Annotated in this window: 26 protein-coding genes; 11 read left to right on the top strand and 15 right to left on the bottom strand. The window is 68.6% G+C overall.

Annotation, left to right across the window (positions count from 1 at the left end; all coding sequences use genetic code 11):
• Nucleotides 1-103: 103 nt before the first annotated feature.
• The 6 genes from JK358_RS11490 to sdhC all read right to left on the bottom strand — a co-directional run bounded on the left by JK358_RS11490 (nucleotide 104) and on the right by sdhC (nucleotide 6,311).
• Entirely contained in the window at nucleotides 104-715 is a 612-nt protein-coding gene (locus JK358_RS11490; RefSeq protein WP_201946613.1) for a hypothetical protein, read from the bottom strand.
• A 590-nt stretch (nucleotides 716-1,305) separates the two neighbouring features.
• On the bottom strand, nucleotides 1,306-2,799 hold the full coding sequence (locus JK358_RS11485) for an alpha/beta hydrolase (RefSeq protein ID WP_201946610.1): 1,494 nt from the start codon (nucleotides 2,797-2,799) through the stop codon (nucleotides 1,306-1,308).
• A 131-nt stretch (nucleotides 2,800-2,930) separates the two neighbouring features.
• The gene (locus JK358_RS11480; protein ID WP_201946608.1) at nucleotides 2,931-3,698 is read right to left on the bottom strand and encodes a succinate dehydrogenase iron-sulfur subunit; all 768 of its coding nucleotides are present in this window, start codon (nucleotides 3,696-3,698) and stop codon (nucleotides 2,931-2,933) included.
• Nucleotides 3,698-5,449, bottom strand: coding sequence for a succinate dehydrogenase flavoprotein subunit (gene sdhA / locus JK358_RS11475; protein ID WP_201947272.1), 1,752 nt, complete (start codon nucleotides 5,447-5,449; stop codon nucleotides 3,698-3,700). Before sdhA ends, JK358_RS11480 begins: the two co-directional genes overlap by 1 nt.
• Nucleotides 5,450-5,482: 33 nt before the next feature.
• The gene (locus JK358_RS11470; protein WP_201946606.1) at nucleotides 5,483-5,914 is read right to left on the bottom strand and encodes a succinate dehydrogenase hydrophobic membrane anchor subunit; all 432 of its coding nucleotides are present in this window, start codon (nucleotides 5,912-5,914) and stop codon (nucleotides 5,483-5,485) included.
• A 1-nt stretch (nucleotide 5,915) separates the two neighbouring features.
• Nucleotides 5,916-6,311 (bottom strand): succinate dehydrogenase, cytochrome b556 subunit, encoded by a 396-nt coding sequence (sdhC, locus tag JK358_RS11465; protein ID WP_201946603.1) that lies wholly within the window; start codon nucleotides 6,309-6,311, stop codon nucleotides 5,916-5,918.
• A 302-nt stretch (nucleotides 6,312-6,613) separates the two neighbouring features.
• Here sdhC and JK358_RS11460 point away from each other — a divergent pair, with 302 nt between their 5' ends.
• From JK358_RS11460 to JK358_RS11440, 5 genes are all read left to right on the top strand, one after another.
• Nucleotides 6,614-7,015 carry a cytidine deaminase gene (locus JK358_RS11460; protein WP_201946600.1) on the top strand — a complete coding sequence of 134 codons (402 nt, stop codon included), beginning with the start codon at nucleotides 6,614-6,616 and terminating at the stop codon, nucleotides 7,013-7,015.
• A gap of 88 nt (nucleotides 7,016-7,103) precedes the next feature.
• Nucleotides 7,104-8,387 carry a thymidine phosphorylase gene (locus tag JK358_RS11455; RefSeq protein ID WP_201947270.1) on the top strand — a complete coding sequence of 428 codons (1,284 nt, stop codon included), beginning with the start codon at nucleotides 7,104-7,106 and terminating at the stop codon, nucleotides 8,385-8,387.
• Nucleotides 8,388-8,509: 122 nt separating this feature from the next.
• Nucleotides 8,510-8,779 (top strand): excalibur calcium-binding domain-containing protein, encoded by a 270-nt coding sequence (locus tag JK358_RS40320; RefSeq protein WP_201946598.1) that lies wholly within the window; start codon nucleotides 8,510-8,512, stop codon nucleotides 8,777-8,779.
• A 157-nt stretch (nucleotides 8,780-8,936) separates the two neighbouring features.
• Nucleotides 8,937-10,028 carry an adenosine deaminase gene (locus tag JK358_RS11445; protein ID WP_201946596.1) on the top strand — a complete coding sequence of 364 codons (1,092 nt, stop codon included), beginning with the start codon at nucleotides 8,937-8,939 and terminating at the stop codon, nucleotides 10,026-10,028.
• A 61-nt stretch (nucleotides 10,029-10,089) separates the two neighbouring features.
• Complete coding sequence (locus tag JK358_RS11440; protein ID WP_201946593.1) at nucleotides 10,090-10,746, top strand: hypothetical protein; 657 nt, start codon at nucleotides 10,090-10,092, stop codon at nucleotides 10,744-10,746.
• Nucleotides 10,747-10,810: 64 nt separating this feature from the next.
• On the opposite strand, the gene JK358_RS11435 is transcribed toward JK358_RS11440, so the two are convergent.
• The 5 genes from JK358_RS11435 to JK358_RS11415 all read right to left on the bottom strand — a co-directional run bounded on the left by JK358_RS11435 (nucleotide 10,811) and on the right by JK358_RS11415 (nucleotide 14,380).
• Nucleotides 10,811-12,052 carry a SatS C-terminal domain-containing protein gene (locus JK358_RS11435; RefSeq protein ID WP_201946591.1) on the bottom strand — a complete coding sequence of 414 codons (1,242 nt, stop codon included), beginning with the start codon at nucleotides 12,050-12,052 and terminating at the stop codon, nucleotides 10,811-10,813.
• A gap of 14 nt (nucleotides 12,053-12,066) precedes the next feature.
• Nucleotides 12,067-12,408 carry a YbaB/EbfC family nucleoid-associated protein gene (locus JK358_RS11430; protein WP_201946589.1) on the bottom strand — a complete coding sequence of 114 codons (342 nt, stop codon included), beginning with the start codon at nucleotides 12,406-12,408 and terminating at the stop codon, nucleotides 12,067-12,069.
• A gap of 70 nt (nucleotides 12,409-12,478) precedes the next feature.
• On the bottom strand, nucleotides 12,479-12,820 hold the full coding sequence (locus JK358_RS11425; protein WP_201946587.1) for a hypothetical protein: 342 nt from the start codon (nucleotides 12,818-12,820) through the stop codon (nucleotides 12,479-12,481).
• Nucleotides 12,817-14,031: a C40 family peptidase gene (locus JK358_RS11420; RefSeq protein WP_201946584.1), complete on the bottom strand. Its 1,215-nt coding sequence runs from the start codon at nucleotides 14,029-14,031 to the stop codon at nucleotides 12,817-12,819. Before JK358_RS11420 ends, JK358_RS11425 begins: the two co-directional genes overlap by 4 nt.
• Nucleotides 14,032-14,062: 31 nt before the next feature.
• Nucleotides 14,063-14,380 (bottom strand): DUF2563 family protein, encoded by a 318-nt coding sequence (locus JK358_RS11415; RefSeq protein WP_201946582.1) that lies wholly within the window; start codon nucleotides 14,378-14,380, stop codon nucleotides 14,063-14,065.
• A gap of 156 nt (nucleotides 14,381-14,536) precedes the next feature.
• Here JK358_RS11415 and upp point away from each other — a divergent pair, with 156 nt between their 5' ends.
• A complete protein-coding gene (gene upp, locus JK358_RS11410) occupies nucleotides 14,537-15,160 on the top strand; it encodes a uracil phosphoribosyltransferase (RefSeq protein ID WP_201946579.1) in 624 nt (207 codons plus the stop codon).
• A 31-nt stretch (nucleotides 15,161-15,191) separates the two neighbouring features.
• Here upp and JK358_RS11405 read toward each other — a convergent pair whose 3' ends face one another.
• The 3 genes from JK358_RS11405 to JK358_RS11395 are packed head-to-tail and all read right to left on the bottom strand — an operon-like array spanning nucleotide 15,192 to nucleotide 17,911.
• Nucleotides 15,192-15,419, bottom strand: a complete 228-nt coding sequence (locus tag JK358_RS11405) for a hypothetical protein (protein WP_201946576.1) — start codon at nucleotides 15,417-15,419, stop codon at nucleotides 15,192-15,194.
• Nucleotide 15,420: 1 nt separating this feature from the next.
• Nucleotides 15,421-17,121: a phospho-sugar mutase gene (locus tag JK358_RS11400; RefSeq protein ID WP_201946574.1), complete on the bottom strand. Its 1,701-nt coding sequence runs from the start codon at nucleotides 17,119-17,121 to the stop codon at nucleotides 15,421-15,423.
• 10 nt (nucleotides 17,122-17,131) lie between these two features.
• Nucleotides 17,132-17,911 (bottom strand): purine-nucleoside phosphorylase, encoded by a 780-nt coding sequence (locus tag JK358_RS11395; RefSeq protein ID WP_201946572.1) that lies wholly within the window; start codon nucleotides 17,909-17,911, stop codon nucleotides 17,132-17,134.
• Nucleotides 17,912-18,115: 204 nt separating this feature from the next.
• Here JK358_RS11395 and JK358_RS11390 point away from each other — a divergent pair, with 204 nt between their 5' ends.
• From JK358_RS11390 to JK358_RS11380, 3 genes are all read left to right on the top strand, one after another.
• Complete coding sequence (locus tag JK358_RS11390; RefSeq protein WP_201946570.1) at nucleotides 18,116-18,823, top strand: enoyl-CoA hydratase/isomerase family protein; 708 nt, start codon at nucleotides 18,116-18,118, stop codon at nucleotides 18,821-18,823.
• 250 nt (nucleotides 18,824-19,073) lie between these two features.
• Entirely contained in the window at nucleotides 19,074-20,291 is a 1,218-nt protein-coding gene (locus tag JK358_RS11385; protein ID WP_201946567.1) for a M20 family metallopeptidase, read from the top strand.
• Between the two features lie 98 nt (nucleotides 20,292-20,389).
• Nucleotides 20,390-21,559: a M20 family metallopeptidase gene (locus JK358_RS11380; RefSeq protein ID WP_201946564.1), complete on the top strand. Its 1,170-nt coding sequence runs from the start codon at nucleotides 20,390-20,392 to the stop codon at nucleotides 21,557-21,559.
• 62 nt (nucleotides 21,560-21,621) lie between these two features.
• On the opposite strand, the gene JK358_RS11375 is transcribed toward JK358_RS11380, so the two are convergent.
• The gene (locus JK358_RS11375) at nucleotides 21,622-22,101 is read right to left on the bottom strand and encodes a gamma-glutamylcyclotransferase family protein (RefSeq protein ID WP_201946561.1); all 480 of its coding nucleotides are present in this window, start codon (nucleotides 22,099-22,101) and stop codon (nucleotides 21,622-21,624) included.
• Nucleotides 22,102-22,294: 193 nt separating this feature from the next.
• Between JK358_RS11375 and JK358_RS11370 the strand changes: the two genes are divergently transcribed.
• Both JK358_RS11370 and JK358_RS11365 read left to right on the top strand, forming a co-directional pair.
• The gene (locus JK358_RS11370; protein WP_181583203.1) at nucleotides 22,295-23,695 is read left to right on the top strand and encodes an NAD(P)H-quinone dehydrogenase; all 1,401 of its coding nucleotides are present in this window, start codon (nucleotides 22,295-22,297) and stop codon (nucleotides 23,693-23,695) included.
• A 231-nt stretch (nucleotides 23,696-23,926) separates the two neighbouring features.
• The gene (locus JK358_RS11365) at nucleotides 23,927-25,057 is read left to right on the top strand and encodes a hypothetical protein (protein WP_307817464.1); all 1,131 of its coding nucleotides are present in this window, start codon (nucleotides 23,927-23,929) and stop codon (nucleotides 25,055-25,057) included.
• Nucleotides 25,058-26,011 lie beyond the last annotated feature (954 nt).

The following is a 26,011-nucleotide window of genomic DNA, read 5'->3' as shown; positions in this document are numbered from 1 at the left end:
CGGCCGAAGACCAGCCGAAATCCCGCCGCGGGCGCTTCTTGATCTCTGGTTGAGCGCCTTCTCGGGCGTTGGCGTGGTGCGTACCGTTCGATCCCGGTATGCGTTATTGCGCGGAGCCGAGGGCGAGGGGGATCACCGCGCTGCCCGCATCCGCGGCGGCGGAGCTGCCGGCGTCGGTTCCGGCGCTGAGGGGGGTGATCGCGGAACTGCCGGAGGAGAGGGCCCCGCCGACGCCCTTGCCGATGATCGCGGCGAAGGGGGCCACGGCGGAGCTGCCGTTGCCCACCACGGCGCTGCCGGTGCCCAGCGGCACCGCCACACCGGCGGAGCCCGTTCCGGCGGCGGCCAAGCCGGCGCTGCCGGAACCCAGTGCGGCACTACCGGTTCCGAGGATCGCGAGTGGGGTGCCCAGGCCCGCGGAGGCGGCGCTGCCGGACGCGCCGAGGGCGGCGCTGCCGGTTCCGACGGCCAGCGCGCCCGCGCCCAGGGCGTCGCCCACGCCCGCGGCGGCGGCGCTGCCGGTGGCGGCCGCGCCGCTGCCGGTGCCGAGGGTGGCGGCCAGCGGACCGGCGGCGGCACTACCGCTGCCCAGGGTGCTGCTGCCCGCGCCGAGCACCGGACCTATTGCGGCGCTGCCGGTTCCGAGCCCTATCGGTGCGGCGGTGGCTTTCACGGAGGGCGGGAGGGGCAGGGGTACACCCGGACCGGCGCTCACACCTGCACCCGCCCCGCCCCCAGCCTGAGCTGCGGGCGAGGTCTGTTGTGCGAGTGAGGTTTCCGCGCCGGTTGCACCTGCGCTGGCAGCGTTGCCCGGACCCGCTCCACCCGCGGTGTCGGCTCGGGTGTCGAGGGCCGTCGGCACAACCGAGGGCGCAGCCGTGGCAGCGGCTACCGAAAGCAACAGTGCGGCGGTCGCCGCCGATCGAGCGAAGTACATGTCGAGCGCCTTCCGGTGCGGAGATTTCTGCGTTCCGGGTGGGAACGAGGCACACGCTAGGGCTGGAAGGCTGGGCTCGCAGGGCGAGAATCCGGGCACAGCAACGCGGCAGCACTGGAATAGCGGTCGGCTATATGGGACAAATTTCGCATCTTGCTACGCGGCTATTGCGCTGTGGTTACGTGAATTACGAGCCGCGTACGGGTTGCAGGCCGCGGCGCATGGCCGTTTTCTCGATCTTGAAGAAATCGTTCGAAGCGGCAGGCAAACAGCGGGCGAACGAGAGCTGAGGGACCGCCCGGCGGAAGAGGACGCGGGTTACGCCGCCCTTCCGCCGCTCATTGCGCCACTGTGAATCCCGCCACCCGTCACGCGGCGGCGCAGCGCAGATCCTCCTGCGGCACCGTCAGATCCACCAGGTACCGCGTCACCGGTTCGTCCACGCAGGCGATGCCCACACCGGCGGCACCGTGCTGTACGCCCTCATAGGTGATCAGCTTCGATCCCAGCGCCCGGGCCAGATTCACGCCGCCCTGGTACGGGGTGGCCGGATCGCCGGTGGTCGCCACCGCGAGGGTGGGCGGCAGACCCGTGTAGTCCTGTCCGGCCTTGTCGGCCGCCGGAACCGGCCAGATCGCGCAGACGTCCAGCGGCGCCTGATCCGATCCGTGCCCGTCGTCGAGAATCGGTGCGGTGGCGCGGATTCGGCGATCCTGGGCGGCCGCCTCCGCGCGGTCGGTGACCCGCGCGTCCTCGCGGCAGAGCACGGCCATCTGGAGATCGCGTTCGACGAACTCGGAGGAGGCGAACAGGTCGGCCGTCGCGATCAGGGTGTCGCCGCGACCCTGGGTGAGTTCGGTCAGGCCCTTGGTGAGATCCGGCCAGTAGAGCGGGCTGTACAGCGAATTGAGCAGGGCGGATTGCGCGTCCATGAAGCCGAGTTGCCGATCACCCGCCGGTACCGGCCGCTCGATCAGCGGATTCACCAGGCCGCGCAGGCGGGCTGTCGACTGCGCCGGATCGGTGCCCAGCGGGCAGTCCGCCGCCTTCGCGCAATCCGCCGCGTACGCCTCGAACGCGGTCTGGAATCCGGTCGCCATGAGCTCCAGATCCACCATGGAGTCGTTGGCCGGATCGACACCGCCGTCCAGCACCATGGCCCGGATCCGCTCCGGGTACAGCGACGCTATGGTGGAGCCGAGCCGCGACCCGTAGGACACGCCGAAGTAGGTCAGCTTCTCATCCCCGAGCGCCGCCCGGATCACATCGAAATCCCGTGCCACATCGACGGTTCCGACATGACTCAGGAACTCCGTGCCGGTGCGCTCCACACATTTGGCGACGAGTTCCCGATGCTCCTTCTCGGTCTGCGCGATCCCGGCCGGAGACATGTCGGTATCGAGATCGGTGCGTTCGGCCGTGAACTCCTCCGGCGTCCGGCACACCACCTTCGGCGTCGAGGACCCCAGCCCGCGGACATCCACCCCGATCACATCGAACCGCTGCGCCACTTCGCTTTTCGCGAACATCACCGGCATGGTCAGACCGACGCCGCCGGGCCCGCCCGGATTGGTCAGCATCGACCCGACCTTCGCCCCGCTCGCGGCCAGCCGGGACACCGCGATCTGAGCGGTATCGCCGTCCAGCTTCGAGTAGTCCACCGGCACAGTGACCTTCGCGCACTGCATGCCCACCTCGGCCAGAATCTGCCCGCTGGAGAATCCCTCGCAGGATCCCCACGTCACGTTCTGCGAGTAGAACTTCTCCAGGCCCGCGTCCGGCCCGTCCTCGGAACTTCCGCATCCGGCTGCCACGAGCACCAGCCCGGCCACCGCCACCCGCATACCGACCCGAAACCTCATCGCTCCCCTCCCGATCCAATCGCACCAATTGTGCCGCAACGCAGAAAGGCTGCCCTCACCGATGGTGAGGGCAGCCTTCGAATTCCACTACCTACCCCAGGGGTCGAGGTGCGACCCCTGCGCCGGGAACGTCAGCGGGCGAACAGCAGCGCGCGCTTGACTTCCTGGATGGCCTTGGTGACCTCGATGCCACGGGGGCACGCGTCGGTGCAGTTGAAGGTGGTGCGGCAGCGCCACACACCCTCGACATCGTTGAGGATGTCCAGACGCTCGCGGGTGCCCTCGTCGCGGCTGTCGAAGATGAAGCGGTGCGCGTTCACGATCGCGGCCGGGCCGAAGTAGCTGCCGTCGCTCCAGTACACGGGGCAGGAGGTGGTGCAGCAGGCGCACAGGATGCACTTGGTGGTGTCATCGAAGCGGGCGCGGTCGTGCTGGGACTGGATGCGCTCGCGGGTGGGCTCGTTGCCGTAGGAGATCAGGTACGGCTTGACCGCCTTGAAGGCGTCGAAGAACGGCTCCATGTTCACCACGAGGTCCTTCTCCACGGGCAGGCCGCGGATCGGTTCGACGGTGACGGTGATTTCCTTGCCGCTCTTCGGGAGCATGTCCTTCATCAGGATCTTGCACGCCAGGCGGTTGACGCCGTTGATGCGCATGGCATCCGAGCCGCAGACGCCGTGGGCGCAGGAGCGACGGAAGGTGAGCGTGCCGTCCAGGTAGGACTTGATGTAGATCAGCACGTTCAGGAAGCGGTCGGTCGGCAGCACCGGAACCTTGAAGGAATCCCAGTGGTTGCCCTTGCCGTCCTCCGGGTTGAACCGGGCGATCTTGACCGTGATGATGGTCGAGCCGTCCGGCACCGGGGCCGCCTTCTGCGGCGTTTCAGCGACTGCGGTCATCAGTACTTACGCTCCATCGGCTCGTAGCGGGTCTGCACGACCGGCTTGTAATCGAGACGGATCTCGGAGATCAGCTCCGGCGTCTGCTTGTACGCCATGGTGTGGCGCATGAAGTTGACGTCGTCGCGATCCGGGTAGTCCTCACGGGCGTGGCCGCCACGGGATTCCTTGCGGTTCAACGCGCCCGCCACGGTCACCTCGGCCAGCTCCAGCAGGAAGCCGAGTTCGACGGCCTCGAGCAGGTCGCTGTTGAAGCGACGGCCCTTGTCCTGCACGGTGATCCGGGTGTAGCGATCCTTCAGGACCTGGATCTCGTCCAGCATTTCCTTGAGCGAATCCTCGGTCCGGTACACACCGGCCTTGTCGTCCATGGCGTTCTGCAGGTCGGTGCGGATGTCGGCGACGCGCTCGTTGCCGTGATCGGACAGCAGACCGGCCAGCCAGTCCTGCACCATCTGCGCCGGGTTCTCCGGCATCTCCACGAACTCGGCGCGCTGCGCGTACTCCGCGGCGGCGATACCGGCGCGGCGGCCGAACACGTTGATGTCCAGCAGCGAGTTGGTGCCGAGGCGGTTCGCGCCGTGCACGGACACGCAGGCGCACTCGCCGGCGGCGTACAGGCCCGGGACGATGTCGGTGTTGTTGCGCAGCACCTCGCCGCGGATGCGGGTCGGGATGCCGCCCATCACGTAGTGACAGGTCGGCATGACCGGCACCGGCTCCTTCACCGGGTCCACGCCCAGGTAGGTGCGGGAGAACTCGGTGATGTCGGGCAGCTTCTCCTCGAGCACGTCCTCACCGAGGTGGGTCACGTCGATGAGCACGTAGTCCTTGTTCGGACCGGCGCCACGGCCCTCGCGGACCTCCTGGACCATCGAGCGCGCGACGATGTCACGCGGCGCGAGGTCCTTGATGGTGGGGGCGTACCGCTCCATGAAGCGCTCACCGGACGAGTTGCGCAGGATGCCGCCCTCGCCGCGGACCGCCTCGGAGATGAGGATGCCCAGGCCCGCCAGACCTGTCGGATGGAACTGGTGGAACTCCATGTCCTCCAGCGGAAGTCCCTTGCGGAACACGATAGCCATGCCGTCACCGGTGAGGGTGTGGGCATTGGAGGTGGTCTTGTACATACGACCCGAACCACCGGTGGCGAAGATGATCGACTTCGCGTGGAACACGTGCAGCTCGCCGGTGGCCAGCTCGTAGGCCACGACGCCGGTGGCGATCGGGCCGTTGGGGCCGTCGGTCAGCACCAGGTCCAGCACGTAGAACTCGTTGTAGAACTCCACGTCGTGCTTGACGCAGTTCTGGTACAGCGTCTGCAGGATCATGTGGCCGGTGCGGTCGGCCGCGTAGCACGCGCGACGCACGGGCGCCTTGCCGTGGTCGCGGGTGTGGCCGCCGAAGCGGCGCTGGTCGATCTTGCCCTCGGGCGTCCGGTTGAACGGCAGACCCATCTTCTCCAGATCGAGCACGGCATCGATGGCCTCCTTGGCCATGATCTCCGCCGCGTCCTGGTCGACGATGTAGTCCCCACCCTTGACGGTGTCGAAGGTGTGCCACTCCCAGTTGTCCTCTTCCACGTTCGCCAGCGCGGCACACATGCCGCCCTGCGCCGCGCCCGTGTGCGAGCGGGTCGGGTAGAGCTTGGTCAAGACGGCAGTCCGCACCCGGGGACCCGCCTCGATCGCGGCGCGCATACCCGCGCCACCGGCACCGACGATCACGACGTCGTAGCGGTGCTCCTGAATCGGTCGAGAGTCACTCATCGAGTTGGCCTGTTCCTAACTGATGTTGGGGTCGAAGGTGAAGATGACGTACGTGCCGGTGGCCATCACCAGGATCATGGAGATGACCAGGGCGGTCTTCAGCCAGAACCGGGTGGAGTCCTTGCGGGCGTAGTCGTCGATGACGGTGCGCAGGCCGTTGCCGCCGTGCAGCTGTGCCAGCCAGAGCATCGTCAGGTCCCAGATCTGCCAGAACGGGGAGGCCCAGCGGCCGGCCACGAACGCGAAGTTCAGGCGCTGCACGCCGCCGTCGATCATCAGCATGATGAACATGTGGCCGATGACCAGGAAGACCAGCAGGATTCCGGAGAAGCGCATGAACAGCCACGCGTACTTCTCGAAGTTGTTGCCGGAGGTGCGCCGGGGCGCGCGCGGAGCGTCGAGGCTCGCGGGGCGGTCGTAGGACTTGCCCAGGACAGGTGCGCTCATGTCAGTGCTCCGTGAACAGGTAGAAGAACTGGCGGCCGATGCCGGCGCCCGCGATCAGGACCCACAGGGCGAGCACGATCCAGAGCATCTGCTTCTGGAAACGGGGCCCCTGCGACCAGAAATCGACGAGAATGACCCGGATGCCGTTGAACGCGTGGAACAGCACGCACACGACCAGGCCCATTTCCATGAGGGCGACGAGGGGGGTCTTGTAGGTCTCGATCGCACGGTCATAGGTGTCCGGATCGACGCGCACCAGTGCGGTATCGAGGACGTGGACGAACAGGAAGAAGAAGATCGTCACGCCGGTGATGCGGTGCAGCGCCCAGGACCACATGCCGGGGTCGCCTCGGTAGAGAGTCCGCTTCGGCTTGGCCGGAGCTTCTAGCGTGGTCATAGAGTGCGGTGCCTCCAACGTCGTTGATGGACCCGGTCAGATCCGGCCGCGGAGCCGTTGGACTGTCGATAACACCTGCTCACACATGGAATCGACATCCAGTGGCAGTGCCGCAGGTCCGCTGTCGGGAACCTGAACCGATCTGAAAGGGAACTCTAATCCCCGGAGTTTGGGGGAACTAATTCGGCGTGCCGCTCGTTGGCCCGAATTGTAGTGAGTTAGGTTTGCCTTTCCTGATTTTCCGGGCATGGTTCGATGGGTTCAGCGCGGGTCCCGTCACGGCCTCTGGAGGATGGTCCGATATGTCTGAAATAGACTGGAATGTCTTGCGGCACAAGGCATCCGAAGTTATGCGAAATGCCTATGCGCCATACTCGCGATTCCCCGTCGGGGCCGCGGCTCTCACTTCCACCGGCCGCTTTGTGAGCGGTTGCAATGTGGAAAATATCTCATACGGCCTGGGCCTCTGCGCCGAGTCTGTACTGGTCGGTAACTTGATTTCGTCCGGGGGCGGGCGGTTGCTGGCGGTCGCCGTCTGCGACTCGCGCGGCGAAATCCTCCTGCCCTGCGGACGCTGCCGGCAGGTGCTCTACGAGTTCGGCGGCGGCGCACTGCTTGTCGATCACAAGGGCGCGCCGGTGAAGCTCGGCGCGCTGCTCCCCGACGCCTTCGGACCCGACGACCTGGCCGCCGGACAGCAGTAAAGCCGCAGCTCAACGGAATTCGTACGCCGGGCGTACCGCATGTTCGATGCGCCCGGACCCCGAGCGTGCCAGGGTGGACAGCGTGACGGTGCATTCGGCGGTGTCGGTGATCACTACCAAACGCGACGGCGGAGAACTGAGCGACGGCCAGATCGATTGGGTCGTCGACGCGTTCACCAGGGGCGAGGTGGCCGACGAACAGATGGCGGCGCTGGCCATGGCCATCGTGTGGCGCGGGATGAACCGCCGCGAGACCGCGCGCTGGACCAACGCCATGATCAACTCCGGCACCCGGCTGGACTTCAGCGACCTGCCCCGGCCCACCGTCGACAAACACTCCACCGGCGGCGTCGGCGACAAGCTCACGCTGCCGCTGTCGCCGCTGGTCGCGGCCTGCGGTGCGGCGGTCCCGCAGCTGTCCGGCCGCGGATTGGGCCACACCGGAGGCACTCTCGACAAACTGGAGGCCATCTCCGGCTGGCAGGCCGACATCCCCGTGAAGCAGATGCGGGACATGCTCGCCGACCCCGGCATCGGCGCGGTGGTCTGCGCCGCCGGAGCCGATCTCGCACCCGCCGACAAAAGGCTGTACGCCCTCCGTGACGTCACCGGGACCGTCGAATCCATCCCCCTGATCGCCAGCTCCATCATGAGCAAGAAGATCGCCGAGGGGACGGGCGCGCTGGTGCTCGACGTGAAGGTCGGGCGCGGGGCCTTCCTGAAGCACATCGACCAGGCCCGCGAACTCGCCACGGCCATGGTCGAACTCGGCACCGACGCGGGCGTGCGCACCGTGGCATTGCTGACCGCCATGGACACCCCGCTCGGCTGCACCGCCGGAAACGCCCTGGAAGTGGCCGAATCCTTGGACGTGCTGGCCGGCGGCGGCCCCGCCGACGTGGTCGAACTCACCCTCACCCTGGCCCGGGAGATGCTGGCGCTGGCCGGAATCGACGACATCGACCCCGCCGACGCCCTCGCCGACGGCCGCGCCATGGACCACTGGCGCGCCATGATCGAAGCCCAGGGCGGCGACCCCGACGCCGAACTCCCCAGCGCGAAACACACCGAAACCATCCGGGCCACGCGGACCGGCACACTGACCCGTCTGGACGCCTACGACATCGGCATCGCCGCCTGGCGACTCGGCGCGGGCCGCGCTCGCCAGGGCGACCCGGTGCAGTCCGGCGCGGGCATCGAAATGCACGCCAAGCCGGGTGATTCCGTCAAGGCGGGTCAACCTCTCCTCACCCTGCACACCGACACCCCCGAGGCCATCCCCGCGGCTCTCGACGCCCTCGCCACCGCGACCACCGTCGCCGAGGCCGAATTCACCCCGCCACCACTGCTTCTCGGTCGCATCCAGGCATAGCGCCGCGCGAGTGGGACCCGATGGCGGCATCGGGCGAGAGCCGGCCGCCACGAGGTCCCGGCCGGCGTGCGGCTCCCGGAGGATGGGGCGCACCGGCACCGGATCGACCTAGCCTGGAGCTGGTGAAGATTCGAACCAGGAAGGCAGTGGCGGGGTCCGGGGCGGCGTGTCTCATGGGGGTCGCGGTCGTCGCGGTGCTCGGGGCCGGGCCGCAGTCGGCGTACGCCGAGCCGGGCGACGACATCATGACGCCGACCACCTCCAAATCCGAACCGCGTCCGTACTACGCCAATTGCGTGGACGTCTACCAGAACCTGGACCGTCCGCTGCTGCGCGGGCAGCCGGGCTACCGGCCCTCGCTCGACCCGGACGGCAACGGCATCGCCTGCTGAAACGAAGGTGACAACTGATTTCGTGAGGGCCGGGTAACTCACCGGGGACGTCCACAATGGATGCGGCATCGGACCGCCGGCATGCGTTGCCAACCGGTAACGGCTCTCAGCTGGCGCTAAGGGCGCGGAGAGGCGGGGGAGCGGCTACCGTCGATACATGACTGGACCGACGCCTTTGACTCTCGCTTCGATCCGACAGGCGCCCAAGGCGGTTCTGCACGATCATCTCGACGGCGGGCTGCGGCCCGCGACCGTGCTCGAGCTGGCGCGTGACTGCGGATACGACCAACTACCGGCACAAGACGCCGAAGCCCTGGGGCGGTGGTTCCGGGACGCCGCCAACAGCGGATCCCTCGAGCGGTACCTGGAAACCTTCGCGCACACCGTCGCCGTCATGCAGACGCCCGAGGGCCTGCGCCGGGTGGCGCGCGAATGCGCCGAGGACCTCGCCGCCGACGGGGTGGTGTACGCCGAGGTGCGGTTCGCGCCGGAACAGCATCTCGAGGCGGGGCTCGATCTCGACGAGGTCGTCGAGCACACGCTCGCCGGATTCCGCGAGGGCGAGGCCATCGCCGCCGCCGCGGGCACGCCCATCCGGGTCACCTGCCTGCTCACCGCCATGCGGCACGCGGCACGCTCCCGCGAGATCGCCGAACTGACCGTGCGCTGGCGCGACAAGGGCGTGGGCGGATTCGACATCGCGGGCGCGGAAGCCGGATACCCGCCCTCGCGGCACCTGGACGCGTTCGAATACATGCGCGGCAACAGCGCGCACATCACGATCCACGCCGGGGAGGCGTTCGGGCTGCCGTCCATCCACGAGGCCATCGCCTTCTGCGGCTGCGACCGGCTCGGGCACGGGGTGCGGATCACCGATGACATCACCGATTCCGCGGACGGGCCGAAGCTCGGCCGGGTCGCGAATTATGTACGGGATCAGCGGATTCCGCTGGAGCTGTGTCCGTCCTCGAATGTGCAGACCGGTGCGGTGCCCTCGCTCGACAAGCATCCCTTCGACCTGCTGGCGCGGCTGCGGTTCCGGGTCACCGTCAACACCGACAACCGGCTCATGAGCGACACCAGCATGAGCGAGGAGATGCACAAGCTGGTGGACACCTTCGGCTACGGCTGGAGCGATCTGGAGCGGTTCACCATCAATGCGATGAAGTCGGCTTTCATTCCGTTCCCGGACCGGCTGCGGATCATCGACGAGATCATCAAGCCGGGGTACGCCGTCCTGATCGGCTAGTTCCTTTCACGTGAAAATGTTCACGGAATCGGCGGGGTCGCGATTAGTTAGCGTGAGAACTATGACGACCCTGCGGATTCCGAGCCGCTTCAACGGGCCACCCGGTTCCGGCAACGGCGGCTGGGTGGCCGGACTGCTCGCCGAACTGCGCGACGACGCCGTGGTGAAGGTGACCCTGCGCCGCCCGCCGCCGCTGGAGACCCCACTGCGGGTCACCGACGGCGGACTCTACGACGGCGAGACCCTGGTCGCCGAATCCGTGCCGGGTGAGTTCCTGCACGATGCCCCGGCGGCGGTCGCCTATGCGGACGCGGCTTCGGCAAGCGTTGAGCGCCAAGGCGATACGCCGTTCCGTGAATGCTTCGTCTGCGGTGATCTGCGCGCGGACGGCTTGCGCATCCAGGCCGGTGCGGTGGGCGACGGCGTGGTGGCCGCGGCCTGGTCGCCCGACGACAGCCTGCCCGTCGGCGCGCCGCTGCTGTGGGCCGCCATGGATTGCCCCGGCGGGTTCGCAGTGCCCGAAATAGCTTCTCGCCCGGCGGTTCTCGGCTCCATGACCGCGACCGTGCGCGACACTCCCGCCATCGGTGAACGATGCGTGGTGGTCGGTGCGCTGCACGGCGAGAGCGGCCGGAAGGGTCTGACCGCCACCGCGATCTACGGCGAGGACGGCCGCCTGCTCGGCCGTTCGGAACAGGTCTGGATCCGATTGTCCTGAAAACGGCGAAACGCCCCCGCCCGGATCGGATCGGGCGGGGGCGTTTCGCGAATACCGCTACCGCTCAGGCTTTCTGGAGGCGGCTCTCGAACGCCTGCTCCAGCACCTTCCACGCCTCGGCCTCCGCCGCGAACGGCGGGTTCGGGGCCATCCGGGTCGGGTCCGGGTTGAGCAGGTAGGAGACGTACCAGCCCAGCGGCGTGGAGACCGCCAGCGCGTTCTCCACCGCGTCGTCGTCGGCGTAATCGGCTGCGTCGGTGAACAATTCGACCGCGAGGTCGAGCTGATCGGTGTCCACGGCCTGCGGGCCGTCGGCCAGGTCGTCGGCCAGGCCGGGCAGCACGTAGACGTTCTCGTCGTCCACCTCGACCTCGAGCGAACCGTCCACGGCGGCGGTCTGCACGTCGCCGTAGGTGCTCACCCGGGCCAGGTCGTGCTCGTGGTCGTCGGCCAGGTAGCGGGCCAGCGACCGCTCCGACCCGAACACCGTGATCGCGCCGTCGGTGCCGAGGAAGATGGGCTCGTCGTCCACGTAGCAGCGCAGCGTGAAGAAGGTGCCCTCGGAGGTGATGATCTTGACGGGGTCGATGCCGACCTCGTGCCAGAACGTCTCCTCGTCCTCCTCGTCGTCGTCCTCGTCGAGGTCGACCTGCTCGATGTCCTCGTCGGTGTCGGCGGCGTCCTCCGCGTCCACCTCGTTCTCCTGTGCCGCAAGCAATTCCGCCTCGGCCACCGAGACCGCGTCGGCGTCCACCTCGGGGACGGTCACCACCGAGTCGATGGCGTCCAGGACCGCGTCCCAATCCTTGTTGATGGCCGCGCCGATCTGATCCCAGAGTTCCTCGCCCTCACGCCCGGCGAAGGCGCTCACGCCGGCGGGCAGCGCGCCCAGCACCGGATGCGAGCCGAAGAACTTGGTCACAACCTCGAGTTCGCACACGTCGCCGATATTGCGGACCATGTCGAGGGTCTCCTCGAGCTCGGAGACCACCTCCGGATCCGGATCGTCGGCCGCGAGCTCGGGCACGCCGACCAGATCGAAGACGAACTGCTCCTCCGGCTCCAGTTCGGCCGCCGACAAACCGGCGATGATCTTCCACGCGGGATGATCCACGAGATCGTTGTCGGAGTTGGTGCGGATGAACGCCGCCAGCTCCGCGACGCCCTCGAATCCGTACAGGTCTTCCTCGTGACCGAGGAATGCCTGCCACTCATCGTCACCGTCTCGCCAGCGCGGTGCCCACAGGGTGACGAGATCGCCTTTGGTCAGGCCGAGCGCGATCGGGACGATGTCTCCAGAAGCCATGACGGGAAGCCTATCTAGTGGCCGCCCCCGGCACTATCCGGGCCGCCCCCAACATTTCCCGACGGGAAGGACTTGTTCAACTCGGCCACGACTTGCGAGCGTTGCGCGGTGGCGTCGGCGGCCGCCTGCTGGCACGCCCAGAGGATCAACTGCGAGACCTCCGCGGGCTGGCGGGAAGTCACCGTTTCGGCCAGCCGCAGGCTCGTCACCGCGCCGTCGCCGTCCACCTCCACGGTGATCGAACGGTCCGCACTGGTGAAGGTGCCGCGCACCTGCTTGAGCCCGTACAGGGCGGCCTCCAGGGCTTCCAGGCTGTTGGCGACCCGCCCGACCAGCGCATCCATCTCCCGGCTCATGCTGTTTCCCTTCGCGTATGAACGGAGCCCTGCGTGGTTACGCTGCGCTGCCGCCTCCGGGCTTGACCGTTCATACGCGCCTCATCCACGTCGCCTGACCGGTGTCGGCCTCGTCCAGTCGATCCAGTTCGTCCACGGCGGCCTGCCGGGTGGGCAGGCCCAGGCGGTTCAGGATGTCCTCGGGCATGCCCAGCTCGGTCAGCATCTCGCGCCGCTGCGACTTGGCCACGATGGCCGCCCGCTTGGTGAGCCGGAGAATCTCGTCCGCGAGTGCCTGTGCGCCGTAACGGTATTCGCTGCGCTCGAAAACGATCTCGACCGGCATCCCCTGATCGGTGGCGCGCACGGTCACCGTATTCGCGCGGTTGCTGCTGGCCGCCACCGTGACAGCCGGAACCTGTGGACGCGTCATGCGGTGGGCCTGTAGAAGCCGAGGAACTGCATACCGATGTTCTCCGTTCGAATCGGACCGATTTGGACGGGATCCCCCGCCTCCACCAACTGACCGTTACCGATCACCATGGCGACATGGCCATCCCACACGGCCAGATCCCCCGGCATCAAGTCCCCTGGACCGATTTGTGGGTGGCCATAGCCCTGCTCCTGCGCCAATCGCGGCAACCGCACCCCTGCCTCCGCATACGCCCACTGTGTCAGGCCACTGCAGTCCAGTCCGGCACCGGGGGTGGTGCCGCCCCAGACGTACGGCGTCCCGAGCGCATCGAGCGCGTGGCGGACCGCGTCGGCCGCCTGCTGGTTGGGCGCCTCCACCGTACTGCCGTCGGGGAGCGTCAGTTTCACCCCGGTGGCGGTGGTCTGCGACTCGCCGGTGTCGACGCGCCCGACATCGCCCCGGCCGCCCCCGCCGCGACCGGTCCCGCCGGACCGTTCCGATGCGCCACCCGTCGAGGCCGCCACGGTGCGCATCCCGCCGAATATCGCCTCGGTCGCCCCGCCGGACCCCGCCCCGGTTGCGGCCACCGGCCGGGCAACGGCGGCGGCGGGCGCGCCGACCCCCGCCGAAACGACATCGGCCGCAACGGGACTCACCGCCGGTGCACGGGCGGGCTCCGGCGCGGTCGCCGCGGCCGGTTCCGGCGTCGGCGGCGGTGAGATCAACTCGCTCATGGCGGCCGTCTCGGTGTCGAGCTCGCCCCGCACCCGCTCGACCACCCGCAGCGCCCGCCCCAGGTGGTCGATGGCCTCCGAAACGATCAGCGCCGTCCCACCCGGGCCCAGCCCTTCCGCTCCCAGACTCGCGACCGTCTCCCCGAACGAGCGCAGGATCGCCTCGATCTCCCGCTGCCCCGCCGCGATGACCCCCGCCGCGCGATCCACCATCTCCGCCATGGCATTACCGCGATCCGCCATGGTGGCGGCCGCCGTCCGCACCCGCATCGCCGAATCCATCGCCGCGTCCCCGGCGCCCCCGCGCCACGCGGCATACAACCCGTCGATGCTGTCGCAGCTCGCCGCGCACACCCCGTCGACGCCGGCCGACGCCTGCCGCAGCGCCGCTGCCGCGCCCCCGGCCGCGCCGCTGCCGAAGACCGCCGCCAGATCCGCGATGGCCTGCGCGAAGCCCGACACGTCCACCGCGGGCACGTCCACCCCGGGGCTCATGCCGATGCCCTGGTGGATTCGGCTGTGGCGCTCATATGTTCGCCTCCACCGCGCGCAGGGCCGCAGCGTGGCCGGTGTCCGTGGACCGGTAGCCGGCGGCCGAGGCGGCGGCGGTGGAGCCGATGCCGGTCAGCGTCGCCGACAGGGTGGTGAGGGTGGCGGTGTGGGTGGCATGGGCGGCGGTGAAGGCGGTGAGGAAGTCCGCGCCGATGAGGCCGAAGGCGGGGGTTAGCAGGAGGGGGTCGGCGGTTGCGGCGAGGATGCTCGCCGCGGTGAGGTCGCCTGCCAGGAGATGAGCTGTCGCGGTGTAGGCCGTGACGCTGTCGGGATCGATCGAGAGGCCGAGCATGTGAACCCCCGTCGTGCTGGTCGCTGAGTGTTTACGTCCTGCATGAGGGTTGGACGCGCGCGGGCGTGCGATGGTTCCGGAAGTGCGGAAAACGCATGATCAGGGAAATCCGGCCGCGTGGAAGTACCGAACGGCTGGTTGACCTATCGTTTTCCTATGCGCACTCACATCGTGGACCATCCGCTCGCTGCCGCTTTGCTGACCACCATGAGAGATGCCCGCACCCCGAATCCGACATTCCGGGCGGCGCTGCGCGATCTCACCGGCCTGCTGGTGTACGAGGCCCTGCGCGAAGCCCCCGTCGTCACCTTCCCGATCGCCACGCCCGTCGCCGCGGCCGAGGGCACCCGGCTCGCCACGCCGCCGCTGCTGGTGCCGGTGCTGCGCGCCGGGCTCGGCATGGTGGAGACGGCCGAGAACCTGGTGCCCGACGCGCGCATCGGATTCGTCGGGCTGGCGCGCGACGAGACCACGCACGAGCCGACCCCCTACATGGAGTCGCTGCCCGAGGATCTCTCCGAAACGCCGGTGATCGTGCTGGACCCGATGCTGGCCACCGGCGGATCCATGGTCTACACCCTCGACCTGCTCGCCACCCGCAAGGCCCGCGACATCACCGTCATCTGCGTGGTGGCCGCGCCGGAAGGCATTACGGCACTGGAGAAGTCGGGCCACCCCATCCGCCTGGTCACCGCGTCGGTGGATCGCGGCCTGAACTCCGACGCCTTCATCGTGCCCGGCCTCGGCGATGCGGGCGACCGCCAGTTCGGACCGCGCTGAACAACTTTCGGCTCGCGCTGCCGTCCGGGCGCTACGCCCGGACGAACAGCTCCAGATGCGCGCACACGACACAGCGGTAGGCGACTACCGCGAATCGTGTCTTACCCCAGCGCTTGACGCCGCCGAGGGGGCCGAACTCCAGCGGCCCCGGTATCCAGCGGGCGTAGCCCTTGGCGTGTTCGCCGCTGTCCTCGATGAACCCCTGCTCCAGATCGGTGCTGCCGCAGTGTGTGCAGTGGGGTGTCGGTTTCGGCGCCATGTCACAGTTTCTCGCAGAACGCCCGCATCTCGTCGATACGCTGTGCGGCAGTGGCTTTCGCGGATTTCAATGCCTCGCGATCCGACGCCGGCTCGAAGGTCTCGAGATAGCACTTGAGCTTCGGTTCGGTACCGGAGGGCCGCACCACGATCCGCAGTGCGGGCCCCTCGAAAATCAGTGCGTCGGTGCGCATCTGCCCGCGCACCTGCGACATGTCCGTGCAGGACACCGGCTCCCCGGCGATCTCGGTCGGCGGGGACTCCCGCAGTCGTGCCACCACGGCGGCGGCCTCGGCGGCATCCGCCAGGCGCAGCGACACCTGACCGCCCGCGTGCACACCGAATTCCACCGCGAAATCATCGAGTACGTCGAGCACGGTGCGGCCCGACGCCTTCAGTCGTGCCACCAGATCCGCGGCCAGCACGGCGGCCGAGATCCCGTCCTTGTCGCGCACGGCCGACGGATCCACGCAGTGCCCGATGGCTTCCTCGTAGGCGTAGACGAGCCCCGCGCCCGCGCGGGCCAGCCACTTGAATCCGGTGAGCGTCTCGGCGTACCGCGCTCCGCGCGCCGGAGCGAGCTTGCTCAACAGCCGCGAGGACACGATGGTCGTCGCCACCAATGAATCGGGCGGGGCGGTCCGCAGTACGAAATCGCCCAGCAGCACCCCGGTTTCGTCGCCGCGCAGCATCCGCCAGCCATGCGGCCCGGGAACCCCCACCGCGCACCGATCCGCGTCCGGGTCCAGCGCGACGGCCACATCCGCCCCGACCTTCTCGGCGAGCTCCAGCAGCAGGTCCGACGCGCCCGGCTCCTCCGGATTCGGGAACGCCACCGTGGGGAAATCGGGATCCGGCTCGAATTGCTCGGCCACCACATGCACGTCGGTGAACCCGGCCGCGGCCAGGATCTCCACGGCGAGCTCGCCGCCCACCCCGTGCATCGCGGTCAGTGCGATGTGAATCGGGCTGCGTGACAACGGAATTCGCCCGGCTTCGGTCGAGGCGGGAGAATCGCCACCGGTGTGCGGGCGGGCGGTCTGCCGATCCGGAGCGGCGTGCCCGCGCAGATCGGGTCGCGCCGGTGCCGCCGTGTCCGATGCGGAGATCACTTCGGCGGTCGGCTCGTTGTCGCCCTGGCCGATCAGCCGGGGCAGCTCGGCGACTCGCGTCGAATAGCGGCGCACGATCTCCTCGCCCAGTTCCTCGAGGGTGGATTCGGGTGGGAGGCCGAGGATTTCGGGTTTGGGGGCGGTGGGGATGGGTTCGGCGCGGGGGACGGGGGTGGTGACGGCGTCGATGCAGCGCTCGATCTCGGCGTCGGCGGGTGGGACGAGTTGCGAGCCGCCGTCCAGGTAGAGCTTGTAGCCGTTGTCGGTGGCGGGGTTGTGTGAGGCGGTGATCTGCACGCCCGCAACGGCTTGCAGGGCCTTGACGGCGTAGGCCACCACGGGGGTGGGCAGCGGCCGGGGCAGCGCCAGGACCGAGAAGCCCGCCGCGGCGAAGACTTCCGCCGTGGCTTCGGCGAATTCGGCGGAGCCGTGCCGGGCGTCGCGGCCGACGATGATCAGCCCGCCGCCGAGACAGCGGCCGCGGAGCCAGTCGGCTATGCCCGCCGTCGCTCGGGTGACGGTGTCGATGTTCATGCCGTCCGGGCCGTCCCGGAGCGGGCCGCGCAGGCCCGCGGTGCCGAAGCGGAGCATGGCGCGCAGCCTAGAGGCGCTCGAGGATGCCGCGCAGCAGCTTGCCCAGACGCGGTGCGGCGGCGTGGCCTTCGGCCAGCACCTCGGCGTGCGAGAGGTGCGCGCCGGTGACGCCCGCGGCCAGGTTGGTGACGAGGGAGATACCCAGGACCCGGGCTCCGGCGGCGCGGCAGGCGATGGCCTCGAGGACCGTGGACATGCCGACCAGGTCCGCGCCCAGCGTGCGCAGCATGCGGATCTCGGCGGGGGTCTCGTACTGCGGACCGGTGAGTCCGGCGTACACACCCTCGGTGAGCGTGTGGTCGACTTCCTTTGCGAGCTTGCGCAATTCGGGATCCCAGGCGTTCACCAGGTCCACGAAGTCCGCCCCGACCAGCGGGGTGCGGCCGGTCAGGTTCAGGTGGTCGCTGATCAAGACGGGTTCGCCGACGGATAGCCCGTCGCGGATGCCGCCCGCCGCGTTGGTGAGCAGGATGGTCTCCGCGCCCGCCGCCACGGCGGTGCGCACGTTGTGCACGACCTGCGCGGGCTCTTTACCCTCGTAGAGATGCTGCCGCCCCATGAGCAGCAGTACCGGCCGATCGTTCACCGGCACGGAGTGGATGGTCCCCTGATGTCCCTGCGCCGTTGGCTCACCGAATCCCGGCACCTCGGACATCGGGATAGAGGTACTCGGATCCCCGATCTCGAGCGCCGCCTCCTGCCAGCCCGACCCGAGCACCACCGCGACCCGGTGTTGCTGCACTCCAGTACGTTCGGCGATCGCCTCGGCGGCCTGCACGGCTAGCATGTCCGCCACCCTAGACCTTCCCGCCTCTCCGTGTCTTTTGCGCCCGGCTAAGAGCCGTCACCGTTTCACACGCGTGCCAGCGGTCAGGTGCTACACCAATTTTGGACGTACCCGACGAGTTACCCGAAACGTGCGAAATCAGTTATCGCGTTTTGTAGCTACCCGCTGGTAGGTATGCGAATCCGTCATCGCTACGCTGCACGCATGCCGTATTTGAAGCGTGATGGGGACGTGTTCGTCCTGTACCTCGGTGAAGAGGGCCAGAACATCGACAACGAGAACCGCTTCCACCCCGACTGGATCACCGCGGTCCACGCGCTGCTCGACGAGGTGGAGGCCAGCGAGGGCCCGGCCGCCCTGGTCGTCACCGCCAACGGCAAGTTCTTCTCCAACGGCCTCGACACCGACTGGCTGTTCGGCAATTTCGACAAGAACTGCTGGTACCTGGACCGTGTGCACTCGCTGTACACGCGCCTGCTCGGTTTCGGGCTGCCGACCATCGCCGCCGTCAACGGCCATGCCTTCGGCGCCGGCGCCATGCTCGCCACCTCCTGCGACTTCCGCATCATGCGCGCGGACCGCGGCTTCTGGTGCCTGCCCGAGGTGCATCTGGGCATGCCGTTCACCGTCGCCATGAACGCACTGCTGACCGGCCGCCTCACCAATCAGGTGTGCGTGGAGGCCATGACCACCGGCCGTCGCTACGCCGCCGATGACGCCATCGCGGCCGGCATCGTGGACGGCAAAGCGGATGCCGACCAGTTGCTCGCTACCGCCATCGCGCGCGCCGAGATGCTCAAGGGCAACCGCAAGCCGAACCTTCCGGTCATCAAGCGCGCCCTGCACAAGGTCACCCTCGAGGGCCTGGCCGTGGAGACCACTCCCGAAAACCTGGCTTTCTCCCCGAGCTGAGTAGCGCTGCGGCGCTGAGAAACCCGATAGGGGCCCTGCGGAATCCCGTCAGGGCCCCTACTCATGCCTTGACATCGTGACTGTATGAGAGATTTCCGCGTCACCTGGTGCGACATCGTCGCCGGGTAATGCGAGACTGTGGGGCATGCCACCATCGCGCGGCGGCGATGACCGGATTTCCCGCATACCGATCAGTCGGCACGAGACAGCCGTGCCGTCATCTGTCGCTGCCGTGGCCGAGACTGGGGATATGGCAATCACCCAGGCAGATCCGTCCGTCCTCGCCGCCGCCGACTCCGCGATTGCCGCCGCGCGCGATCAGCTGATCGCCCTCTCGCATGCGATCCACGCCGAGCCGGAGCTCGCGTTCGAGGAGTACCGCAGCGTCGACAAGACCATCGAGCCGCTGCGCGAACACGGCTTCCGCATCGACAAGGGCATCGCTGATCTGCCCACCGCCTTCAGTGCCGAATACGGCAGCGGAGACCTGGTGGTCGGTCTGTTCGCGGAGTACGACGCGCTCCCGGAAATCGGACATGCCTGCGGCCACAACATCATTGCCGCGTCCACCGTCGGCGCGGCCCTGGGCCTGGCCGCCGTGGCCGATGCCTGCGGCCTCACCGTCAAGGTCTTCGGCACCCCGGCCGAGGAGTCCGGCGGCGGCAAGGTCCTCATGCTCGAGCGCGGCGTCTTCGACGATCTCGCCATGGCGCTCATGGTGCATCCGGGTCCCGAGGACATCGTGGAGGCCCGCTCCCTGGCCCTGGCAGACCTGTCGGTCACTTTTCACGGCCGTGAATCCCATGCCTCCGCCGCGCCGCAGTACGGGCGCAATGCGCTGGATGCCGTCACGGTCGCGCAGGTTGCACTAGGTTTGCTACGCCAACATCTACTTCCCGGACAGCAACTGCACGGTATAGTCGGGTCGGGCGGCGTGGCCCCCAATATCGTGCCCGGACACGCGGAACTGCTGTATTACCTACGTGCAGGCGACTCCGCGGCCCTCGACGATCTGATGCAACGAGCATCGGCCTGTTTCGAGGCAGGTGCACTGGCTACCGGATGCACACATGACATCCGGAAGCTCGCGCCGACGTACACCGAGCTCACTCCCGACAGCGCGCTGCGCAGCGCCTATCGCGAGCAGATCGAAGCACTCGGCCGCGTGCCCATCGCACCGGAGTTGGCAGCCGCACGGCCGCTGGGCAGCACGGATATGGGCAACGTCACCCACGTGATTCCCGGCATCCACCCGGTGATCGGCATCGACGCCGGGGGAGCGGTGACCCACCAGCCCGCTTTCGCGGCCGCCGCCGTGAACGCCTCTGCCGATCGCGCCGTCCTGGACGGGGCAACGGCTTTGGCCCGCACCGCGATAACTATCGCAGGCGATCAATTTCATAGGGACAGGTTGTCGGAACGAGTTCTGCAACGGCAGTTTCAGCGACGACAGGAGGATATTCGGTGAGCACAACCGGCCGGTCCGCAGCAGCCAGAGCGCTGGGGCACAAGGGTGGCGCATGTGTTTCCATGCAGCCAGCCGGCACGGCGATGGAGGCTATGGACATGGCTGCTCGACGTGGTGTTGTGGAGGCGTGGCTTGCCGAGCACACGGAAGATCTCATTTCGTGGCGACGGCACATCCATGCGAATCCGGAGCTTTCGCGCACCGAATTCGGCACCACCGAATTCTTGGAATCCTGGCTCGTGAAGGCCGGATTGGAGCCGCGCAAACTACCGAGCGGCACCGGGCTGATCGTCGACCTCGGCCCCGACACCCCGCGGATCGGCCTGCGCGCGGATATGGACGCGCTGCCGCTGCAGGAGTACACCGGGCTGCCGTTCGCCTCGACCGTGCCGGGCGTGTCGCACGCCTGCGGGCACGACGCGCACACCACGATTCTGCTCGGCACCGCGCTGGCGCTCGCGGAAGTGCCGAACCTTCCGGTCGGTGTGCGGCTGGTGTTCCAGCACGCCGAGGAGGTCATGCCCGGCGGCGCCATCGATATGGTCGCGGCCGGCGCCATGGAAGACGTCTCGCGCATGTTCGCGCTGCACTGCGATCCGCGCCTGGAGGTCGGACGGGTCGGTATCCGCGTGGGCGCCATCACCTCCGCCGCCGACACCGTCGAACTCGTGCTGGATTCCCCGGGCGGCCACACCTCACGCCCGCATCTGACCAGTGACCTGGTCTACGCCATCGGCACCGTGATCACCGGTTTGCCCGGTCTGCTCTCCCGGCGTATCGACCCGCGCACCAGCACGGTCATGGTGTGGGGCGCGGTCTCGGCGGGCAAGGCCCCCAATGCCATTCCGCAGACGGGCATGCTCACCGGCACCGTCCGCACCGGCGACCACGCCACCTGGTCACTGCTCGAGCCCATGGTGCGCGAGATCGTCGAGGGCCTGCTGGCCCCCACCGGCGTGCGCTACCAGCTCAACTACAAGCGCGGCGTGCCGCCGGTGGTGAACGACGAACTGGCCGTGCGCATGTTCGAGGACGCCATCCGCCCGCTCGGCCCCGACGCGCTCGCCGACACCCAGCAGTCCGGCGGCGGCGAGGACTTCTCCTGGTATCTGGAGGAGGTGCCCGGAGCCATGGCGCGCCTGGGCGTCTGGTCGGGGCAGGGCGAGCAGCTCGATCTGCACCAGCCCACCTTCGACATCGACGAGCGCGCGCTCGCCGCGGGCGTGCGGGTCATGACCAATATCGTGCTGAACGCCGCACAGCACTGACGGGTGAAAACGCTCGGGCCGCATCCCCTCGGATGCGGCCCGATTTCGTCGTGTCGGTTTCCTCACAGCCCGAAGGTGCCGGGCCCCACGTTCTTGGAATTGCGGGTGCGCAGCGCGAGCACGTAATCGGCTGGCGCGCCTGCCTTTTCGGCCGCATCGGCGATGACGCCCAGATAGCGGGCCGATGGTAGGCCGCCCTCGTACGCATCGAGCACGTACAGCCAGGCCAGCACCGGGTCGGTGCCGGTGCTCTGATTCGGGGTGACGCGCAGCCGGATCTTCTTGTGGATGCCGAAGTCCGAGCCCTCCCACCGATCGAGGCTGATCTCGTCGTCGTCGGGCACGTCGTAGAGGACGACGAAGACGCGGTCCCCGGGCTCCTCGACGACTGTCGCGAGCGGTCCCTCCCAGCCGATGTCGTCGCCGGCGAAGGTGAGCCGCCAACCTTCCAGCCAGCCGGTTCCGTACACGGGGGAGTGCGGGCAGCGCTTCAGCATCTGCTCGGGATCCATGTTGGATCCATAGGCGGCATAAATCGGCACCACAAAAGCCTATCGAACAAAACCCCGCACCATCCCCGATCCCCGTCACCGGGCGGTTCGCGGGCGATAGCGATACGCGCAAAACGCCCACAAAGATCACAGGTGACGTGGTCGCGGCCGTGAGTACCTGGCCCGATAACGTTGTAGGGCGGCATCCGGAGATCCCGGAGGCCGAGGCAGAAGCGGAGGGACAATGACCCGCATTGCGATCATCGGTGGCGGGCCCGCCGGATACGAGGCGGCGCTGGTCGCCGCACAGCACGGCGCACCGGTCACGCTGATCGACAGTGACGGCATCGGCGGCGCGTGCGTGCTGTGGGACTGCGTGCCGTCCAAGACATTCATCGCCTCCACAGGTGTGCGCACCGACCTGCGCCGCGCCCGGGACCTGGGCATCACCGTGCATCCCTCACAGGCGCAGGTGCGCCTGGCCGAGGTGAACTCGCGCGTGAAGGCGCTGGCGCAGGCGCAGTCCTCGGATATCAAGGCCAAGCTGCAAACGGCCGGCGTGACAGTCTTGTCCGGCTTCGGCGAGATCATCGACCAGGCCCCCGGCCTGGCCACCCACCTGGTGAAGGCCACCTGCCCGGACGGGCAGCAGATCCTCGAGGCCGAGGTGGTGCTCATCGCCACCGGCGCGAGCCCGCGCGTACTGCCCGGGGCCGAACCCGACGGCGACCGCATCCTGAACTGGCGGCAGCTCTACGACCTGAAGGAACTGCCCGAGACGCTCGTCGTGGTCGGTTCCGGTGTGACCGGCGCCGAATTCGTCTCCGCTTATACGGAGATGGGCGTGAAAGTGAAACTCGTCTCCAGCCGCGACCGCGTGCTGCCCGGCGAGGACGCCGACGCCGCGCTGGTGCTGGAGGAGGCGCTCGCCGAGCGCGGTGTGGAACTGGTGAAGCACGCCCGCGCGGACGCGGTGGAGCGCACCGCCGACGGGATCGCGGTGAAGCTGTCCGACGGCCGCGTCGTGACCGGCTCGCACGCGCTCATGACCGTCGGTTCGGTGCCCAATACCGAGAACCTGGGTCTGCAGCGCGTCGGCATCGAACTCGACAAGGGCGGATACCTGCGGGTGGACCGGGTCTCCCGCACCACCGCGCCCGGCGTGTACGCCGCCGGTGACTGCACCGGCCTGCTGCCGCTGGCCTCGGTCGCCGCCATGCAGGGCCGTATCGCCATGTACCACGCGCTCGGCGAGGGCGTGCAGCCGATTCGCCTGAAAACCGTTGCGTCCGCGGTGTTCACGCGGCCGGAGATCGCCACCGTCGGCGTCTCGCAGACCGCCATCGACAATGGCGAGGTGCCGGCGCGCACGGTCATGCTGCCGCTCAACACCAACCCGCGGGCCAAGATGTCGGGGCTGCGACGGGGTTTCGTGAAGATCTTCTGCCGGCCCGCCACCGGTGTGGTGATCGGCGGCGTCGTGGTGGCCCCGATCGCCTCCGAGCTGATCCTGCCGATCGCGCTGGCGGTGCAGAACAATCTGACGGTGAACGATCTCGCGCAGACCTTCTCGGTGTACCCCTCGCTCACCGGATCGGTCACCGAGGCCGCGCGCCAGCTCATGCGGCACGACGACCTGGACTGATAGCCAATCGATTTCATGTGACGGCAAGGTCGGCGGGTGAACAGCGAATGTTGTGACATCTGCCGTCTTGCCGCTGTGCATTACGTGTGATTCACTTCGCCACGGGATGCGATCGGCAGGGTGGTCGCGAGATTGTCAGGGGGTCAGCCCTTTCCGGCTCCGGCCGGTGGCTCGACTCGCGGTCACTCCGCGCGCCGATCGTCCGAGAGGGACGAAGGAATCGAGCGAAAAGTGAAGCACCGCAAGCCTAGTCGAATCAAGGCGAGCACCTCCCTGTCGTTGGCCGTCGCGGCCACCGCGGTGACCCTGTTCAGCACCCCCGCCAATGCCGCCCCCGCCGATCCCGGCGCGGTCCCGGCCCAGAACGACGAGAACACCACTGCGCCCAAGCAGTCCGAGGCGCCCAACGGCACCGAGAACGACGGGCAGGGCGGGCAGAACCAGCCGGGGCAGCCCGGCGTCACCACGCCCGGCAAGCCCGAGACCGAGCCCAAGACGAACGAGGCTGAGCCCAAGCCGAATTCGAACGAGCCGAAGACCAACGAGAACCAGCCCGCCGGCGATCAGCCCAAGAACTCGCGGCCGACCCAGCCCGGCGTGACCGTGCCGCGGGTGGCCCCGCTGCCGGTGCCCGGCCAGACCGTGCAGGTCGGCCAGACCGGTGAGCAGAATGCCGGGCAGCAGAACGCGGGCCAGCAGAATCCGCAAGCGGGACAGCAGGATCAGGCCGGGCAGCAGAACCAGCAGGCCGGGCAGCAGACCCAGAACGGCCAGCAGACCCCGCAGACCGGCGCGGGCCAGCCGGGCACCGGCAACGGCGCGCAGACCGACCCGAGCCTCAACACCCTCACCGACGAGGTCGTGACGGAGGCTCCGCAGCAGCCGCGCTGGCAGGCCCCGGTCCTCGACGCCGCGCCCACCGCGCCCGTGGTCGAGATGACCGGCCCGCACTCCGAGCTCGGCCTCAGCGTCGACGGCGGCACCCTGCTGGGCGGCTGGGCGGCCAACACCCACCACTTCAGCAATCTGGACGGCTACGTCGGCACCATCGGCTACACCACGCCGGGCGGTCTCGGCGCGGCCGGTATGTCGCTGGACTACACGGTCACCAACAGCATCAAGGTGACCGCGTTCGCCACCACCGGCACCGACGAGAACCGCACCCTGGAGTTCATCCTCGACACCACCGTCGCCAACGCGGTGAAGGCCGACACCGAGAACTTCATCCGCCTGCTCCCCGGCGGCGCCACCATCCTGGAGGCGGCCGGGCAGATTGGTAAACTCCCCGCTGGCGAACTGCCCGCGCAGACGGTCGACCTCGGTGGGGTCACCACGCAGATGGGTGGTTCGGTACAGAACTGAGCGGTACCGCGAGCCGGTACCGGCAGCAGGTGAGTCGTCGCGTGGGGCGGTCAGGGGTGACCGCCCCACGTGTGTGGCGAAAGGACGGGTGATGGTTTCCGGCAAGGACGAGTCGGCGGATCGCCCCGACCCCGAATCCGCCCCGAGGCCCGACGCGGCCCCGGCCCAACCGAAACCATCCGCCCCGGCGCAACCCGAACCCGACGCGGCGCAGCCCCGACCTGACGCGGCGCAGCCCGGAACCGGCGCGGCGCAGCCCGGACCTGACGCGATTCAGCCCGGATCTTCGGCCCCGGAAGGGGAATCCACTTTCGGCCCCGCCGTCACCCACCCCGTCTCTCTGGCAAGCGGATTCGGCCCCCCGGTGCACGACGCCGTGCCTGCTCCGACACGCCCCGGCGCGCCCGTACCCGACACTGATTCCCCCGCAGTGGGTTTCGGTCCGCCAGTCGGCGATCGAGGGGCGTCTGCGGGCGGTTTCGGACCGGCCGTCGGCGGACCTCCGGCTCCGGTGGATGGTTTCGGCCCGCCGGTGCGAGACATGGATCCGGCCGCGGGCGGCTTCGGCCCGCCTGTCGGCGGTGCCGAAACCCCCGTTTCCAGCCCGGTCGAGCCCGGGGCTGCGACATCCGGCGGGTTCGGCCCGCCTGTGCGCGATACGGGTTCTCCCGCACCCGGATTTGATCCGGGTGCACAAGGGACCGCGGGCGGGTTCGGCCCCGCTGTACACGATTCCGGTTCGGCTGCTGGGGGTTTCGGGGCTCCGGTGCCGGGGGGTGGGGGTGGCGACGAGGGTTTCGGGCCCGCGTTGAATGACTTCGGGCCGTCGTTGAACGATTTCGGGGCGCAGGTGGATCCCGGGGTCGGAACCGGGTGGACGCCGGCGGGGGAGCCTGCGAGTCCGGATCTGGCCTGGCGGCCCGCGGATGGGGCGCCGCCGATTCCGCCACCGCC

Origin of the sequence: Nocardia acididurans, from assembly GCF_016741815.1 — a bacterium.
Lineage (GTDB): Bacteria > Actinomycetota > Actinomycetes > Mycobacteriales > Mycobacteriaceae > Nocardia > Nocardia acididurans.
This window is presented reverse-complemented; position numbering and strand designations above follow the sequence as displayed.

What these genes read in the sequence shown, in the direction of transcription:
- JK358_RS11485 (WP_201946610.1), bottom strand. Translation starts at nt 2,799, where the DNA reads ATGAGGTTTCGGGTCGGTATGCGGGTGGCGGTGGCCGGGCTGGTGCTC.
- JK358_RS11480 (WP_201946608.1), bottom strand. Translation starts at nt 3,698, where the DNA reads ATGACCGCAGTCGCTGAAACGCCGCAGAAGGCGGCCCCGGTGCCGGAC.
- JK358_RS11470 (WP_201946606.1), bottom strand. Translation starts at nt 5,914, where the DNA reads ATGAGCGCACCTGTCCTGGGCAAGTCCTACGACCGCCCCGCGAGCCTC.
- sdhC (WP_201946603.1), bottom strand. Translation starts at nt 6,311, where the DNA reads ATGACCACGCTAGAAGCTCCGGCCAAGCCGAAGCGGACTCTCTACCGA.
- JK358_RS11460 (WP_201946600.1), top strand. Translation starts at nt 6,614, where the DNA reads ATGTCTGAAATAGACTGGAATGTCTTGCGGCACAAGGCATCCGAAGTT.
- JK358_RS11445 (WP_201946596.1), top strand. Translation starts at nt 8,937, where the DNA reads ATGACTGGACCGACGCCTTTGACTCTCGCTTCGATCCGACAGGCGCCC.
- JK358_RS11440 (WP_201946593.1), top strand. Translation starts at nt 10,090, where the DNA reads ATGACGACCCTGCGGATTCCGAGCCGCTTCAACGGGCCACCCGGTTCC.
- JK358_RS11435 (WP_201946591.1), bottom strand. Translation starts at nt 12,052, where the DNA reads ATGGCTTCTGGAGACATCGTCCCGATCGCGCTCGGCCTGACCAAAGGC.
- JK358_RS11430 (WP_201946589.1), bottom strand. Translation starts at nt 12,408, where the DNA reads ATGAGCCGGGAGATGGATGCGCTGGTCGGGCGGGTCGCCAACAGCCTG.
- JK358_RS11425 (WP_201946587.1), bottom strand. Translation starts at nt 12,820, where the DNA reads ATGACGCGTCCACAGGTTCCGGCTGTCACGGTGGCGGCCAGCAGCAAC.
- JK358_RS11420 (WP_201946584.1), bottom strand. Translation starts at nt 14,031, where the DNA reads ATGAGCCCCGGGGTGGACGTGCCCGCGGTGGACGTGTCGGGCTTCGCG.
- JK358_RS11415 (WP_201946582.1), bottom strand. Translation starts at nt 14,380, where the DNA reads ATGCTCGGCCTCTCGATCGATCCCGACAGCGTCACGGCCTACACCGCG.
- upp (WP_201946579.1), top strand. Translation starts at nt 14,537, where the DNA reads ATGCGCACTCACATCGTGGACCATCCGCTCGCTGCCGCTTTGCTGACC.
- JK358_RS11405 (WP_201946576.1), bottom strand. Translation starts at nt 15,419, where the DNA reads ATGGCGCCGAAACCGACACCCCACTGCACACACTGCGGCAGCACCGAT.
- JK358_RS11400 (WP_201946574.1), bottom strand. Translation starts at nt 17,121, where the DNA reads ATGCTCCGCTTCGGCACCGCGGGCCTGCGCGGCCCGCTCCGGGACGGC.
- JK358_RS11395 (WP_201946572.1), bottom strand. Translation starts at nt 17,911, where the DNA reads ATGCTAGCCGTGCAGGCCGCCGAGGCGATCGCCGAACGTACTGGAGTG.
- JK358_RS11390 (WP_201946570.1), top strand. Translation starts at nt 18,116, where the DNA reads ATGCCGTATTTGAAGCGTGATGGGGACGTGTTCGTCCTGTACCTCGGT.
- JK358_RS11385 (WP_201946567.1), top strand. Translation starts at nt 19,074, where the DNA reads ATGGCAATCACCCAGGCAGATCCGTCCGTCCTCGCCGCCGCCGACTCC.
- JK358_RS11380 (WP_201946564.1), top strand. Translation starts at nt 20,390, where the DNA reads ATGGCTGCTCGACGTGGTGTTGTGGAGGCGTGGCTTGCCGAGCACACG.
- JK358_RS11370 (WP_181583203.1), top strand. Translation starts at nt 22,295, where the DNA reads ATGACCCGCATTGCGATCATCGGTGGCGGGCCCGCCGGATACGAGGCG.